At 39.5% G+C, this 15,242-nt stretch carries 13 protein-coding genes and 1 other annotated feature; of the genes, 11 read left to right on the top strand and 2 right to left on the bottom strand.

The window, feature by feature from the left end; genetic code table 11:
- Positions 1-18: 18 nt before the first annotated feature.
- Positions 19-654, top strand: a complete 636-nt coding sequence (locus I5435_RS15730) for a DUF421 domain-containing protein (RefSeq protein ID WP_024363167.1) — start codon at positions 19-21, stop codon at positions 652-654.
- Here I5435_RS15730 and I5435_RS15725 read toward each other — a convergent pair.
- Positions 651-2,168 (bottom strand): putative polysaccharide biosynthesis protein, encoded by a 1,518-nt coding sequence (locus I5435_RS15725; protein WP_024363166.1) that lies wholly within the window; start codon positions 2,166-2,168, stop codon positions 651-653. The genes I5435_RS15730 and I5435_RS15725 overlap by 4 nt on opposite strands.
- A 93-nt stretch (positions 2,169-2,261) precedes the next feature.
- Here I5435_RS15725 and I5435_RS15720 point away from each other — a divergent pair, with 93 nt between their 5' ends.
- Together I5435_RS15720 and secDF are read left to right on the top strand one after the other, a co-directional pair.
- Positions 2,262-2,600 (top strand): post-transcriptional regulator, encoded by a 339-nt coding sequence (locus tag I5435_RS15720; protein WP_024363165.1) that lies wholly within the window; start codon positions 2,262-2,264, stop codon positions 2,598-2,600.
- Positions 2,601-2,955: 355 nt separating this feature from the next.
- Positions 2,956-5,223, top strand: a complete 2,268-nt coding sequence (gene secDF / locus I5435_RS15715; RefSeq protein WP_337982571.1) for a protein translocase subunit SecDF — start codon at positions 2,956-2,958, stop codon at positions 5,221-5,223.
- A 130-nt stretch (positions 5,224-5,353) separates the two neighbouring features.
- On the opposite strand, the gene I5435_RS15710 is transcribed toward secDF, so the two are convergent.
- Positions 5,354-5,884, bottom strand: coding sequence for a hypothetical protein (locus I5435_RS15710; protein WP_337982570.1), 531 nt, complete (start codon positions 5,882-5,884; stop codon positions 5,354-5,356).
- 273 nt (positions 5,885-6,157) lie between these two features.
- Between I5435_RS15710 and I5435_RS15705 the strand changes: the two genes are divergently transcribed.
- The 8 genes from I5435_RS15705 to recJ all read left to right on the top strand — a co-directional run bounded on the left by I5435_RS15705 (position 6,158) and on the right by recJ (position 15,232).
- On the top strand, positions 6,158-6,346 hold the full coding sequence (locus I5435_RS15705) for a hypothetical protein (RefSeq protein WP_108029851.1): 189 nt from the start codon (positions 6,158-6,160) through the stop codon (positions 6,344-6,346).
- A 149-nt stretch (positions 6,347-6,495) separates the two neighbouring features.
- Positions 6,496-6,811: a binding site (T-box leader), on the top strand.
- 101 nt (positions 6,812-6,912) lie between these two features.
- Complete coding sequence (locus I5435_RS15700) at positions 6,913-8,277, top strand: chorismate-binding protein (protein WP_337982569.1); 1,365 nt, start codon at positions 6,913-6,915, stop codon at positions 8,275-8,277.
- Positions 8,277-9,308 (top strand): anthranilate phosphoribosyltransferase, encoded by a 1,032-nt coding sequence (trpD, locus tag I5435_RS15695; RefSeq protein WP_258842968.1) that lies wholly within the window; start codon positions 8,277-8,279, stop codon positions 9,306-9,308. Before I5435_RS15700 ends, trpD begins: the two co-directional genes overlap by 1 nt.
- Positions 9,305-10,096 carry an indole-3-glycerol phosphate synthase TrpC gene (gene trpC, locus I5435_RS15690; protein WP_337982568.1) on the top strand — a complete coding sequence of 264 codons (792 nt, stop codon included), beginning with the start codon at positions 9,305-9,307 and terminating at the stop codon, positions 10,094-10,096. Before trpD ends, trpC begins: the two co-directional genes overlap by 4 nt.
- Positions 10,093-10,707, top strand: a complete 615-nt coding sequence (locus I5435_RS15685; protein WP_337982567.1) for a phosphoribosylanthranilate isomerase — start codon at positions 10,093-10,095, stop codon at positions 10,705-10,707. Before trpC ends, I5435_RS15685 begins: the two co-directional genes overlap by 4 nt.
- On the top strand, positions 10,707-11,915 hold the full coding sequence (trpB, locus tag I5435_RS15680; RefSeq protein WP_025220104.1) for a tryptophan synthase subunit beta: 1,209 nt from the start codon (positions 10,707-10,709) through the stop codon (positions 11,913-11,915). Before I5435_RS15685 ends, trpB begins: the two co-directional genes overlap by 1 nt.
- Entirely contained in the window at positions 11,912-12,706 is a 795-nt protein-coding gene (trpA, locus tag I5435_RS15675) for a tryptophan synthase subunit alpha (RefSeq protein WP_337982566.1), read from the top strand. Before trpB ends, trpA begins: the two co-directional genes overlap by 4 nt.
- A 186-nt stretch (positions 12,707-12,892) precedes the next feature.
- Entirely contained in the window at positions 12,893-15,232 is a 2,340-nt protein-coding gene (gene recJ, locus I5435_RS15670) for a single-stranded-DNA-specific exonuclease RecJ (RefSeq protein WP_029747278.1), read from the top strand.
- The last annotated feature ends 10 nt before the right edge of the window (positions 15,233-15,242 follow it).

Below are 15,242 nucleotides of genomic sequence, written 5' to 3'. Positions count from 1 at the left end.
TAGAGTGGGGGTGTTCGTATGGAAGAATATTTAGCAATTATTTTTAGGACATGCTTTTTATATGTTTTTATACTTATTGTTTTTCGATTAATGGGCAAGCGAGAAGTCGGAGAACTATCTGTTATCGATTTAGTCGTTTTCGTCTTGATTGCAGAAGTAGCTGCCTTTGCGCTAGATGATTATGAAAACCCATTATTTAATGCTATTTTACCGATTATTATTTTGCTCTTTATTCAAATATTGAGTGCTTATTTATCGTTGAAGAATAAGAAAATACGTGATTTAGTTGATGGCGATCCAGCTCTGCTTGTCAAAGATGGAATTATCCAAGAAAGTGAGATGCGAAAACAGCGCTATAATTTAGATGACCTTTGCCAGCAACTACGTGAAAATGGCATCTCCTCTGTTACGGAAATAGCTTATGCCTATTTAGAGCCTTCTGGTAATCTTTCCGTTTATAAAAAAGATGAAAAGGCTTTTGTCTATCCGCTTATTATCGATGGTGATATCCAAGACCGACATTTAATGCTTATCCATAAAGATGAAAAATGGTTAATGGATGAGTTAGCTAAAAGTAATATTCATGATAGTAGTACCGTGTTCTTTTGTATATGGGAGGACAATCGACTTCATATTCAATTGAAGGAACATTAGACCTTCTTCGCTAATTTCCGAATATAGTGGAAATCTGTAAAACGCAATTGATTGGACATTAATAATAACGTAAATAGTAAAAATAATGTGACACAACTACTTAAAATAAAAGGTAGTGGCAGTATTTGCATAAAGAAATATTGGGCAATACAAACGGCAATGAAGCAACTATAAGGGACAACAAACATACGGAAGCCGGCGCGTAAATTTTTGCGCTGTCTGACCGTAGCAATATGCAAGAATGATGTAAGTAAAACGCCGAAGCCAATGGCTACAACAGCTCCTTTTTCTTGGATGCCAGGTTGAGAGGCCAGTACAAACATAACGAATAGTTTACCGAGTCCACCATAAATGGAGTTCATCATGGCAGCGCGCGCCTCACCAACGGCCTGCAAAATGGAATGTAATGGACTTTGAATATAATAAAAATAAAATATAGGTGCTAAAATTTTCACATAGCCTCGGTTTTCTTCTAGATGAAATAATTTCATGGCTAGCTCGTCACCGTGAACGAAAAAATATGTGGCGGCAATGCAGCCTACTAAAGAAGATAAGCGCAACGAAACGGAAATACGTTCCTGTAAAAGCGCATTGTGTTGGCGTGCAACAGCATCACTAACAGCAGGAATAAGGACAATAGAAAGTGCTGTAGACACAAAGGCTGGGAATAGTAGCAAGGGCACTAAAACACCAGAAATGACCCCATATAAAATAGTAGCGGCAGAGGCCGTTAATCCTGCCATCGTTAATGCTTTTAAAAAAATAATCGGTTCTAAAAACCAAGTGAAGGAGCCAAATAGTTTGCTTCCTGCAGATGGGATGGCTACCCGAAGCATTGGTGAAGCCGGATAAGACTCCACTTTGCTTTTCTTTGGTAATAATCTCCTCTTTGAAACGGCGTAATGTAGCCATAAATACAGGAACGCAACAACTTCAGCTAAAAGTGTGATACCCATAGCAGAAGCCGCCGTTATGGAAGCATTATTATAAGCTGCAACCAATGGTAGCATAAAGGTAATAAAGCCGATGCGGACAACTTGTTCAAGCATTTGTGCCCAAGCAGTTGGTGTAATTTTAGCAACGCCCTGTAAATAAGCGCGGAGCAATCCTGAACCGACCGAAACAGGCACGGCAAACAGTGCAATCCAAAGTGTAAATGTTGTTTGTTCATTATGTAACAGAGTAGTAGAAATATAAGGTATTGTTAGTGCTAAAAGTGGCATAAAAACAATCATGCCAATAAATGACCAAATGATTGCCGTACGCATCACGCCAAAAATGCTTTCACGTTTATTTTTTGCTAGTAATTCTGCCACAATTTTTGCTACAGCGATAGGTAGTCCAAGTTGAATGAGTGAGATGAAGAAAATAAATGCAGGATAGGCGGTCATATAAATACCGACTGCTTCTTCACCAGCAATGCGCATAAACTGCATTCTATAAAAGAAGCCAAAAAGTTTAGATAAAAAAATAACAAACATTAAAAATAGTGTACCTCGTACAAAAGAACTCATGCCATCCGTCCCTTCTCAAGCCGCAAAAATTCATTTACACTATTTGTATGCAAACACTTCTTACGATACAACTTTGATTGGAGATGATTCAAAATGAGTATGCAACATGCACAACTATTTGAAAAAATTCGTCCGGCAATTGATAGTAAGATTGCAGAGTTTAAGTATTATAAATATGATGCGATTTCCGCAGAAGAATTATGGCGTTATTGTGTAGAAAAAAAATGGCGCAAAAAAAATGTTGAGCAATTACGATTATATGAAATTATCGCAACTATATTTGCAGTATCGCCGTCTGATATTGTATCATTCAATCAAGTAGAGTTTTTACAAAGTGATAATTGGTTTGCAGAAATAAACACCGAGGAATTAAAATCATTGCTTGGGCCATTAAAAACACAAGAAGAATATGTCGTTTCTGTAAAAGATTAATAAGAATACTACAGTGTTGAATTGACACCAAGCGCAACGTGTTTCATAATGAGTGTGTTGCGCTTTTTTACTTTGTACAAGCCATGTCGAAAAAAGGCTGTAAAAGATTGTAAGGGACTTTGCTTTCCCTACATAATTGTTCCGCTTACTATTCATAATGAAATGGAAGACGTATCTTCTATTGGTACGGAATTTGCGCGTTATTGAACGATTGAAATAAGTAAAGCAAACCTTTTGAAGCACGAGCTACATAATTCTAAAGGAAAAGGAGGAATACACGCTTCAAAAGGTATTGCTAGTATACTTGTTTGCAGTGTAAGGGATGCCCTTGCACCAATTCGAGGAGGATTTATAGATGAAATTAAGAAGTCGAATTGTTGCATTCGTGCTACTTATGGTGCTGTTTTTTTCTACCATGGGTACGACTGCACAAGACATCTTAAAGGACATTAAGCTTGGTCTTGATTTACAAGGCGGGTTTGAGGTACTTTATGAGGTCAAAGAATTAAAAGAAGGACAAAAAATCACACCGGAAGTTGTAACCGCAACGTCAACTGCACTGGGTAGACGTGTCAACGAGCTTGGCGTAAGTGAACCAAGCATTCAGGTTGAAGACAAAAACCGTATTCGTGTGCAATTAGCGGGGGTTGAAGACCAAGAATCTGCTCGTAAAATGCTATCTACATCTGCTAATTTAACATTCCGTGATGTCGATGATAATTTACTACTAGATGGTGATGATTTAAAAGCTGATGGTGCGACGGATTCCTTTGACCAACAAAACCGTCCAATTGTTTCGCTAACGTTAAAAGATGCGAAAAAATTTGCAGATATTACAAGTAAAATTGCTGCCAAACCACAAGGTCAAAATTTACTTGTTGTGTGGCTAGACTTTGAAGAGGGTGTCGATTCTTATAAAGCGGAATCACAAAAAGCGAAGCCTCGCTATGCATCTGCAGCAACAGTAAGTCAAACGTTAAATACAACGGATGTTATGATTAGCGGTAATTTTACAGTTGAAGAAACTAAAAATTTAGCAGGCATTTTAAATGCTGGTGCACTTCCTGTGAAGCTTGATGAGATTTATTCTACATCAGTGGGCGCACAATTCGGTGACCAAGCATTGAAAAGTACAGTGTTTGCAGGTATTGTAGGCGTAATCGTTATTTTCCTATTTATGCTATTCTACTACCGTTTACCGGGCTTTATCTCAATCATTACTCTTGCTATTTTTACATTCTTAGTTCTTCTTGTGTTCGACTGGATTAATGCCGTATTGACATTGCCAGGTATTGCAGCGATTGTGCTCGGAATAGGGATGGCCGTGGATGCGAATATTCTAGCGGCAGAACGTATTCGAGAAGAGCTGCGTGTTGGTTATTCAGTTAAACAAGCATTCCAGCTTGGTTCAAAACAATCTTTATCAGCGATTGTCGATGCACAGTTAACAACATTATTAGCTGCAGCTGTATTATTCTACTTCGGGACAAGCTCTGTTAAAGGATTTGCAACAACATTAATCATTAGTATTTTACTAAGCTTCCTAACCGCTGTGTGGGGTTCACGTGTACTACTAGGGTTACTTGTAAATAGTGGTTACTTTAATAATCCAGCATGGTTTGGTATCCCAAAATCGAAACAACATAGCTTAGATGAAAATATCGGTACATTAAATTTATCAACAAAATTTGATCGTTTCGACTTTGTACACAACCGTAAAAAATTCTATACGTTCTCGTTAGCTATTTTTGTAGCAGGAATCGTTGTACTAGGGATTTTCCGCTTAAATCTTGGTATTGACTTCTCAAGTGGTACGCGCGTGCAAATTGAAGCAGATCAAACGTTAACAAAAGAAGAAGTTTCAAAATATGTGGCTAGCATCGGTTTCCCATCTGATGATATCGTGCTTTCAGGTGAGAAAAGTAAAATGGCGGTTATCCGTTATAAAGATGACTTATCACAAAGTGACATTTTAAAATTCAAAAAGGTAGCAGGAGAAAAATACGGCCATGAGCCTGGGGTAAGTACTGTATCTCCTACTATCGGTAAAGAGCTAGTGAAAAATGCGATTAAAGCATTATCACTTGCTGCACTTGGGATTATCATTTATGTAGCCATTCGATTTGAATGGCGTATGGGTGTAGGTGCGATTATGTCACTGCTACATGATGTATTCTTAATTATCGCTGTCTTTAGCTTTATGCGCTTAGAAGTGGATATTACGTTTATTGCTGCCGTACTGACAATTGTTGGTTACTCCATTAACGATACAATTGTTACATTTGACCGGATGCGTGAAAACTTAGCGCAATATGATACAATTAAAGACCGTGAAGTATTAGCGAACATTGTTAATAAATCGTTGCGTCAAACGATGGGACGTTCGGTGAATACGGTGTTAACTGTAATTATCGTAGTCGTGTCACTCCTTATTTTCGGTGCACCATCTATTGAAACGTTCTCTATCGCATTGTTAATCGGTTTAATTACAGGTATGTATTCTTCTATCTGTATCGCAGCCCAAATCTGGTACTCATTAAAAGTACGTGAGATGAAAAAATCAGATGGTCAACTGCGTAAAAAAGAGAAAAAACAATGGGGAACAGACGAGCCGACTGTTTAATAAATACTTAAAAGAGCCATCTCAACATCAGTTGAGATGGCTCTTTTTTAATGTTAGGATTAGTAGTTTTACTAATTATTGAAACTTTTGTTGAAAATATCAATGTATTTAATTATGGTACTTTATAGTGTCAATGATAGATTATTTCGTGCCTAATTAGTCCCGTGTACTGTGAATATTTATAAAAATATACTTCTTCTTTATATCTTTTGTATAGTAAAGGAAACTGTTCGTGAGGTTTGGTATATCTAATGTGTTTGTAATATACACTACCTCTTTCAGAAGAAACTGAGGAAAAAATTGCTGTTGCTATAGAAGCTAGAACACCTACTATTACATTTTTTGTAAGTATTGCGGCCAGTGCTCCTATTAGTGCAGCTTTAGTTAAGCCAGTTACATTAATCTGTCCATAGTTTGTAAATTCATAGACCCATGTTGAACCAATTCCAGCTCCTTGGTCAATTGATAAAGGAACTGGTCTATGGTTTTGTAAGAGTGTAGATTGAGAGTAATTGATTATAGTATCTTCTTTTTCAATTTCTGCAAATTGTTTTAAAGAATTTACTATTTCATCAGGTATTTTTTCACCGTTTAAAAGCATTTCATTTTTTATTGTGTCGTAAACAATGTTTTCAGTTATGTATCCGTCATCTACAATCACCGTTTTTATAGCGTTATTAATATTTATTGTGACATTGAAAGTTTCATTATGTGTCGGTTAAGATAAAGTTTTTATTGTTGGTTGTTACTTCTGCTATTGCTAATGGGGGAGAGAAATTAGAAAATACTAGTAGAATTAACAATGTGGAATTTAACAATTTTTTCATGATTATACTCCTTTCTTAATTAAAAAGACTATAAATATGATATAAAAATTATATATAATAAATACGATAAAATAAACCAAAAAGTGATTTTATAGGAGGAATTTTCGATGAAATTGCTGAAAATCGTATTAAGTTTATTGATTGTACTGGTGGGCTCTTTCTTTTTAAATACAACAGTAAAAGATGAATTGTTTAAAAATATTGTATTGGATATTTTTGGGGTTATGTTTTTGTTTGTCGGTCTGTTTTATCTCGTAAAAACAATGAAAGTGCCTCACAAATACAACAAGAAATAAGCAGCTTTTTAATCTTTTTATCAGAATTGGTTGACAATTATTGTAGGTTGGCATAGAATAAGGCTAACTTTTCGTTCGGTATATGGTAGAAGGTCTCGGGAGCGAGATCGACCTTAGAACAGATGAGCAGAGCATAGATGAGAATAGCTGAGAAATTGTTGAATAAGAGTAGTAGCATAAGTGTGCAATGTAGAGAGTCAGTGGTCGGTGTAAACTGATTTGTAGCTTATGTGAATGGACTTATGAGAGTTGCTATATAATAGCAAACGGATTCCCCACGTTATCGGGGGTGCTTCCATCATGACGGTTGTGTCTTACACAGCTGTTGATTAGGGCGCATGCCTGAAAATCCTTCGCCTGAAACCACAGCGATTGATTTAATTTACGATAAAATGGTTGAAGCACATAAGTGAGAGCTTTTTAGCTCTAATATGAGGTGGCAACGCGGTCATGATCGTCCTCTGTAATTAGGAATTTTCCTTTTTGCAGAGGGCTTTTTTGTTTTGTTTTGATGCTTTTCCCAACTCGTATATGCAAATTTATTTTAATAAAGGGGTTTTGTCGATATGCAAACAACCAGTTCAAGAACAAAGATGAAAACAATCAATGGGGATTCATTAACACCAATCTTAATTTTTAGACGCTTGCAAGGCACCCATAAATTTTTACTGGAGAGTTCAGCACAGCATGAAGGCGCAGGACGTTATTCTTTTATCGGTGCTAATCCACGAAAAACCTATAAAGGTGTGGGCGATGAGATAGAGGAATATTCCTATAAAACAGGAAAAACGTATACACATAAAGGTGATCTTTTTGTACTGTTGAAGCGCTTGATGCCACGTATTTCTAATACAACCGAATTTCCTTTTTCAGGTGGTGCCGTTGGTTATATTGGTAGTAATGCAACGAACATCGTTTTAAATCATCAAGGAATGTTAGAACTACCAGATGTTCATTTCCATGTCTATGAAACCATTATTGTGTTTGACCATCTAACGGATGAGGTGACTTGCATTCATACGAACATCGATGCAGAAAAAAAAGAGCCAAATTTAGAGGAGCTAGCTCACCAGTTGTTAACGGGCAATGAAGGGGAGGATACTACATGGAGTTATGATGGACTAACAACGCTATCAAATCAAGAACTTGAATCCACTGTGACATCGTTAACTAAGACGTTAAGCGAAGAGCATACACGTGTTGTCCTGTCCAAACGCTTTATTGCCAATATACAAGGAGATGCATTGGCGCTCTATCGCCAATTACGTAAAAAAACGCCTGCGCCGTACATGTATTTTGTCACTTTCGATGATCATATTGTGCTGGGAACATCACCTGAAAGTTTAGTTCGAGTACAAGATGAACATGTCATTGCGACGCCAACGGAAGGCTCTTGTGCACGAGGTGCAACAAACGTAGAAGATTTAGATAATGAACATCAGCTATATGAAAATGCTGAGGTAAGGAAATCGCATGCAAGTCTTGTTTCGGCTGTACAACAAAAACTAGCCACTGTTTGTTTCCCTGATTCTATCAAGCTAGTTGAAACGATGAAAATTGAGCGGTCAAAGCAAGCCATGCATATGACATCACGTCTGGAGGGGCAGCGCTTACCGATGCTTCATGGAGTAGATGTATTGGCTGCTATGATGCCAACATTCGCAGCTATTAATATCGCAAACGAGCAAACAGTAGAAAAAACAGCTCAAACAGCAGGTGTTTTTGGTGGAGCTATTGGATTTATAGGGTTTAATGGGCATTTAGATTTTTCATTAACAGGCAAATCCATTGTAGTGGAAAACGAAAAGATGCATACACAAGCCACTGTTATGGTAACTAAATATTCAAATGTCGGCAGTGTATTGACACATGTAACAGCAGAACAACAGTTGTTTTTACAACATTTAGAATATGAAGGTGGGGCTAAATGATGGACAGTATACAACAAAAGGTACAGCAACGACAGCATTTAATGTATGAAGAAATGATTGAAGCAGCTCAATGGATGTTCCAACAGGAGACGCCAAAAGATGCTATCGCCCAATTTTTAATAGCCTTATCTGCAAAGGGTGAAACGGCACATGAAGTTGCAGCATTAGCAACAGTAATGCGTTCGTTTGCGCTCCAAGTGCCAGCAGAAGCTGGGGTTTATATGGATAACTGTGGTACAGGCGGAGACGGCTTAAATACATTTAATATTAGTACTGCATCAGCCTTTGTCTTGGCAGGAGCAGGCGTTAAAATGGCGAAGCACGGGAATCGCAAAATTTCTTCTGCATCAGGTAGTGCAGATGTGTTAGAGGCTTTAGGTATTCATACGAATATATCGATTGAACAAACACTGACACTTTTAGAAACAGAAGGAATTGCCTTTTTATATGCTCCAAATGTCCATCCGAAATTAAAACGTATTGGGGAAGTACGACGTGCCTTAGGAAAGCCTACTATTTTTAATCTTGTCGGCCCACTGACAAATCCCGTCCCTTTAGCCACACAATTTACGGGCATTAATCGTCCCAACTTTGTAATGGAATATGCCTCTGTTTTACAAATGCTTGGACGGGAGCGGGCGATTGTCGTTTCTGGTCCGAAAGGGTTAGATGAAGCATCACTTGCCGGACAAAATACAGCCATCTTAGTAGATAAAGGTGACTTAATTCCATTTGCCTTAACAGCAGAAGATGTCGGGCTACACTATGCACCCCTAGAAGCGATACGCGGTGGCAATGCTGATGAAAATGCAACTATTATGCGTAAATTACTCGCTGGTGAACAAAGTGCCTATTTCGATACGGTATTGTTAAATGCCGCAATAGGTTTGTTCAGCCAAGGAACAGCACAAACCGTTCAAGAAGGTGTTGAAATGGCAAAAGATAGTATTTTCAGCGGCCGTGCATTGCAGAAATTAGAGGCAGTTGTTGCCTTTAGTGAAAAAATAAAAGAAGTGGAGATTGGGCTATGAATATATTAACAAAAATAATTGAACAGAAGAAAATAGAAGTAGACGCATTGCTTACACAACCAGATCCATTAGCCAATTGCAACGAGATAAAACGTAACGCTCTTTTTGCAACGTTAAAGTCTGCTGATACGTTACAAGTTATCGCCGAAATGAAACGCGCATCTCCATCCAAAGGTCTTATTGCAGAGGGCGCTAATCCAGTAAAACAGGCAAAAATTTATGCACAAGCTGGTGCAGCCGCCATTTCGGTTTTAACAGATAAAATGTTTTTTCAAGGCTCGTTTGAAGATTTAGCAGCCGTTGCGAAGGCGGTTCAAACGCCACTTCTGTGTAAAGACTTTATGATTGACCGTGTGCAAATTCGCTTTGCGAAGGCTGCTGGAGCATCAATCATTTTACTTATCGTTGCAGCACTTGACGATGTAATGTTACAAGATTTATATCGCTTCGCCACAAGTTTAGGTCTTGAAGTATTAGTCGAAGTGCACGATATTGAAGAGCTTGAACGAGCACTCGCTGTTGGGGCAAAGCTAATTGGGGTCAATAACCGAGATTTGCGTACATTTGAAGTGGATTTAGAGCGAACAAGAGAAATTGCAAAAGTCTTTCCATTTGGGGAGCAACGTATGCTTATTAGCGAGAGCGGAATTTGGCATAGTGATGATGCCAAAAAGGTTGCAGCGATGGGAGCAAGTGCTGTTCTTGTAGGAGAGTCATTAATGCGCAGTGGCGATGCAGGTGTAGCACTTCAACAATTACAAGTAAATAAAGCAGGTGCATTACTATGACGAAAGTGAAAATTTGTGGTTTGAAAGAAGTCCAGCATGTGCAAGCCGCAGTGCAGGCAGGTGCAGATGCCATCGGTTTTGTCTTTGCGCCAAGCAAACGTCAAGTAACCATTGAACAAGCGCAACAATTGGCCAAACATGTACCCGATGGAATAAAGAAAATTGGTGTCTTTGTCAATCCAACGCCTGAAGAATTACGTTCGGCAGTATTAACTGTGCCATTGGATTATGTACAGTATCATGGGGAGGAATCTCCAGCGTTTATTATTCAACAAGGCTATCCATCCATTAAGGCTTTGTCTGTGCATTGCGTTGAAGATGTGCAGGCAGCTACTAACTACGATGTGGATTATTACTTATTTGATGCACCTGGCACAGATTATAAAGGTGGTAGTGGGCATACATTTGATTGGACATTACTTGAAGCTGCTGGTATTCCACAACATAAGCTAATTTTAGCTGGTGGTTTAAAATTAGACAATATTCAAGAGGCACTGTCACTCGTATCACCTTTTATGGTAGATGTTTCAAGTGGCGTGGAAACAGAGGGAAGCAAGGATACAGAAAAAATAGCAGCTTTTCTACAAGCAGTAAAGAGGGGGAGAGTATAATGCATTCATTGGCAAATAGCGTACCAACAAAGGAAGGGCGCTACGGAAAATTTGGTGGGCAGTATGTCCCAGAAACTTTAATGACAGCATTAATTGAATTAGAGGCAGCATTTGATGAAGCGATGGCAGATCAGGCATTTACGAACGAGTTAGCATATTACTTAAAGGAATATGTAGGACGTGAGACGCCACTGTACTTTGCTGAAAATTTAACGAATGAGCTTGGTGGTGCCAAAATTTATTTAAAACGTGAAGATTTAAACCATACAGGCGCACATAAGATTAATAATGCGATTGGCCAAGCACTTCTTGCTAAGCGTATGGGAAAAAAGAAAATCGTCGCGGAAACAGGTGCAGGGCAACATGGTGTAGCGACAGCGACTGCTTGTGCTTTATTAAATTTGGAATGTGTCGTATTTATGGGTGCAGAAGATATTAAACGACAGCAATTAAATGTTTTCCGTATGGAGTTACTTGGCACAAAGGTAGAGTCTGTAGAGACAGGATCAAAAACATTAAAAGATGCTGTCAATGCTGCACTACGTTACTGGGTGACGAATGTTGAAGATACACATTATATTTTAGGTTCAGCTCTAGGTCCACATCCATTCCCAAAAATTGTACGTGATTTCCAACGTATCATTGGTGTGGAGACAAGAACGCAAATATTGGAAAAAGAAGGGCGTTTACCCGATGCAGTAGTCGCATGTATAGGCGGTGGTAGCAATGCGATTGGCATGTTCCATCCATTTGTAGATGATGAAGCGGTCGCATTATATGGTGTAGAAGCAGCTGGCAGTGGTATTGACACTGGAAAGCATGCAGCAGCTATTGCTGGTGGGCAGTTAGGCGTTCTACACGGAGCGTATATGTATTTACTGCAAGATGACAATGGTTTTGTGCAGGAGGCTCATTCCATTTCGGCTGGCCTTGATTATCCTGGTAAGGGGCCTGAACATTGTTATTTGCATGATATTGGTCGAGCAAAGTTTGATTCGATCACAGATACTGAGGCGCTTGAAGGTTTACAATTACTAAGTCGGACGGAAGGAATATTACCTGCATTAGAAAGTGCTCACGCCATTGCCTATACTGCGAAGATTGCACAAGAAATGGATGCAGATGATATTATTGTTGTTTGTTTATCGGGTCGCGGGGATAAGGATGTCCATACGGTACGTGCAGTACTTGGAGGAGAGCAATCATGACCAATTTACAACAGGCAATTGAACAAGTAAAAAATGCAGGGAATAAAGCTTTTGTGCCCTATATTATGGCGGGGGATGGAGGACTTAGTACAGTAAAGCCCACCATCTTGTCGCTACAAAAAATGGGGGTAACAGCTATTGAGATCGGAATTCCTTTTACCGATCCTGTTGCAGACGGTCCTACTATTGAGCAGGCTGGTGAGCGCGCATTAGCAGAAGGTGTAACATTGCGTAATGTTTTGGAGACACTTGCATCATTCCGTCAAGAAATTACTGTGCCATTAGTCGTGATGACCTATTTTAACCCTGTTTTAGCTTATGGCTTAGAGCAATTTGCTAGTGCTTGTGTGGCAGGGGGTGTCAAAGGATTAATCGTCCCTGACGTACCACTTGAAGAAAGTGCCATACTGCGTCAAACGTTAAATCCCCATGGTGTGGATATTGTGCAGCTTGTATCATTAACAAGTCCACCAGAGCGAATTGCTCGTATTGCAGCGGCTAGTCAAGGCTTTGTCTATGCTGTAACGGTGAACGGCATTACGGGAGCACGTGCAAGTTTTGCGGATGATTTAGAAGGTCATTTTCAACGTCTGCGAGAGATGTGTCACATACCGGTATTAGCTGGCTTTGGTATTTCAACACCACAACAAGTTGTGAGCATGGGAGCACTTGGGGACGGCGTCATTGTAGGCAGTACAATAGTAGAGGCCTTGCATAAAGGCAACATTGCGAAGGTCGAAGCATTAGTCGCTGCCTCAAAAGGAACGATTGAGACGTCAACGCCTTTATAGCAAATTGTGTGAGAATTGTTTGCGTGCCTGGCACCGAGTCTACTCTTTTTTAGAGTAGGCTTTTTATTATGGATGCAAAAAACGTTATCTTAGAACATTGATGCAATTTGGATAAACTAGTAAGCTAGTGAATAGTGCGTATAGGCGCGATTTTCGGTATAATAGCCTTCGTGAGGAAGTGAGAAAATGATTTTATCGAAAAAAAGATGGCAGGTCGAGCGTCCAGACGCACAACTTGTCCAAACATTACAAAATGACTTACAACTTTCTGCTATTGCGGCAAAAATTTTAGCAGCACGAGGCTGTACAACATCAGCTGATGCAGAAAGCTTATTAAATATGACAGAAGCAAATATTCACGACCCATTTTTAATGCATGGTATGGCAGAAGCGGTAGCGCGCATTCAACAAGCGCTTGAAAATAACGAGAAAATATTAGTGTACGGAGACTATGACGCGGATGGTGTAACAAGTACGACGGTAATGCTCCATGTCTTACTAGACCTTGGCGCAGATGTGTCCTTTAAAATACCGAATCGCTTTTTACATGGCTATGGTCCGAGTGAAGCATTATTTCGTGAAGCCCATGAAGAGGGCGTTCAATTAATACTAACGGTTGATAACGGTATCTCTGGGATTGAGCCAATCCGAGTGGCCAAAGAACTTGGAATGGATGTCATCGTGACAGATCACCATGAGCCAGGGGAGGAGTTACCGCAAGCAGATATCATTTTACATCCGCGTGTACCTGAAGGACATTATCCATTTGGTGAATTAGCAGGTGTTGGCGTGGCGTTTAAATTAGCACATGCCCTTTATGGTGAGCTGCCAACCCATTTATTTGAATTTGTAGCAATTGGTACGGTTGCAGATTTAGTTCCGTTAGTGGATGAAAATCGTTATCTTGTAAAGCGTGGCATTGAGGAAATGCGTCGTTCACTTAGTCCATGGATTCAAGCGTTATGTGAGGTGGCAAGTGCGGAACAAGCCACAATTAATGAGGAAACAATTGGCTTTTACTTTGGACCGCGCTTAAATGCAGTTGGGCGTTTGGGCGAAGCATCGCCAGCTGTTGAGTTGCTCATGGCAGAGGATACAGCAAAGGCGACAGCATTAGCCAAACAACTAAATGGATGTAATGCAGAACGTAAAGATATTGTGAAAAGTATTACCGATGAAGCGATTGCCTTCATTGAAGCAGATAAGAAAATTGGTGATTCTCTTGTGTTAGTTGTTGCAGGGGAAGGCTGGAATGCTGGTGTTGTAGGGATTGTCGCATCTAGACTTGTTGAACTTTATTATCGTCCAACAATTGTACTGTCACTAGATTTTGAGAAAGGGACAGCAAAGGGGTCAGCCCGTAGTATTGAAGGGTTCCATTTATACAATGAATTGGCGAAAAATAGAGATATTTTACCGCATTTTGGCGGGCATCCGATGGCAGCGGGGATGACATTGCCATTAGAGCACGTTGATGAACTGCGCGCACGCTTGGATGCGCAAGCAAGAGCTTGTTTAACCGAAGAGCAATTAACGCCAGTTCTTTCTATTGATATACCACTTAAAATTGATGAGATTTCCGCAGATGCTATTGAAGAAATTGCCATGCTCGGTCCCTTTGGCACTGATTTTCCAAAGCCAGTATATGTACTTGAGGATGTGGAAATCGCATCGATGCGAAAAATTGGTGCTGCAGAAAATCACATTAAAATGGAATTAACTGACGGTCTTGAAAAATTGGATAGTGTAGGATTTAACAAAGGTCATTTATACCATGAGCTGACTTACGGTATTAAAGTGTCGTTTACTGGCGATCTTCAAATTAATGAATGGCAAGGACGTAAAAAGCCACAGTTTATGATTGAAGATGTTCAAACGACAGAGTGGCAATTATTCGATATTCGTGGCATACGCCAAACATCTCGATGGTTACACACGGTACCAAAAGAGGAAGCGGTCTTTTTGGCGTTTCGTCCTGAGACAATCAGCTATTATCATTCATTGCTTGGTGTGTCAATTCAGTTAGTAGATGCTGAGCTGTCCAATGTAGAGCAAACAGATTATATTGTGTTGCTAGATTTACCGCACAATGTTCAATTATTAGAAAATGTGTTAAGCAAAACAGCACCTACACGTATTTATGCCCATTTCTATATGCCAGATTCCCAGTACTTTAATGGCATACCTACACGTGAGCAGTTTGCGTGGTACTATAAATTTTTAAAGCAACGTCCTGCATTCCCACTAGACATGCATTTACCGGATTTAGCCAAACATACTGGTTGGCCATTAGAAGCATTAAAATTTATGACACAGGTGTTTTTTGAGCTTAATTTTGTTAGAATGGAGAGTGGACTGACGACTGTCAACGTGAATGCGCCAAAAACGGCATTAACTGAGGCACCGTCTTACAAACAACGTTCTGAACAGATTGAAATAGAGCAAAAACTTGTCTATGCGCCATATATAGAGTTAAAGCAATGGTTTGATGAACGATTAAATTTATATGCGAATACAGTTTCGTAGGAGGAGCAAG

This window comes from Lysinibacillus sp. C5.1, assembly GCF_016350185.1.
In the GTDB taxonomy this organism is placed as follows: Bacteria; Bacillota; Bacilli; order Bacillales_A; family Planococcaceae; genus Lysinibacillus; species Lysinibacillus sphaericus.
This window is presented reverse-complemented; position numbering and strand designations above follow the sequence as displayed.

Excerpts from the sequence above, each read along its gene's own strand:
- I5435_RS15685 (WP_337982567.1), top strand. The coding sequence starts at position 10,093 with ATGACGAAAGTGAAAATTTGTGGTTTGAAAGAAGTCCAGCATGTGCAA.
- trpB (WP_025220104.1), top strand. The coding sequence starts at position 10,707 with ATGCATTCATTGGCAAATAGCGTACCAACAAAGGAAGGGCGCTACGGA.
- I5435_RS15700 (WP_337982569.1), top strand. The coding sequence starts at position 6,913 with ATGCAAACAACCAGTTCAAGAACAAAGATGAAAACAATCAATGGGGAT.
- trpC (WP_337982568.1), top strand. The coding sequence starts at position 9,305 with ATGAATATATTAACAAAAATAATTGAACAGAAGAAAATAGAAGTAGAC.
- secDF (WP_337982571.1), top strand. The coding sequence starts at position 2,956 with ATGAAATTAAGAAGTCGAATTGTTGCATTCGTGCTACTTATGGTGCTG.
- trpD (WP_258842968.1), top strand. The coding sequence starts at position 8,277 with ATGGACAGTATACAACAAAAGGTACAGCAACGACAGCATTTAATGTAT.
- recJ (WP_029747278.1), top strand. The coding sequence starts at position 12,893 with ATGATTTTATCGAAAAAAAGATGGCAGGTCGAGCGTCCAGACGCACAA.
- I5435_RS15730 (WP_024363167.1), top strand. The coding sequence starts at position 19 with ATGGAAGAATATTTAGCAATTATTTTTAGGACATGCTTTTTATATGTT.
- I5435_RS15720 (WP_024363165.1), top strand. The coding sequence starts at position 2,262 with ATGAGTATGCAACATGCACAACTATTTGAAAAAATTCGTCCGGCAATT.
- I5435_RS15725 (WP_024363166.1), bottom strand. The coding sequence starts at position 2,168 with ATGAGTTCTTTTGTACGAGGTACACTATTTTTAATGTTTGTTATTTTT.
- I5435_RS15705 (WP_108029851.1), top strand. The coding sequence starts at position 6,158 with ATGAAATTGCTGAAAATCGTATTAAGTTTATTGATTGTACTGGTGGGC.
- trpA (WP_337982566.1), top strand. The coding sequence starts at position 11,912 with ATGACCAATTTACAACAGGCAATTGAACAAGTAAAAAATGCAGGGAAT.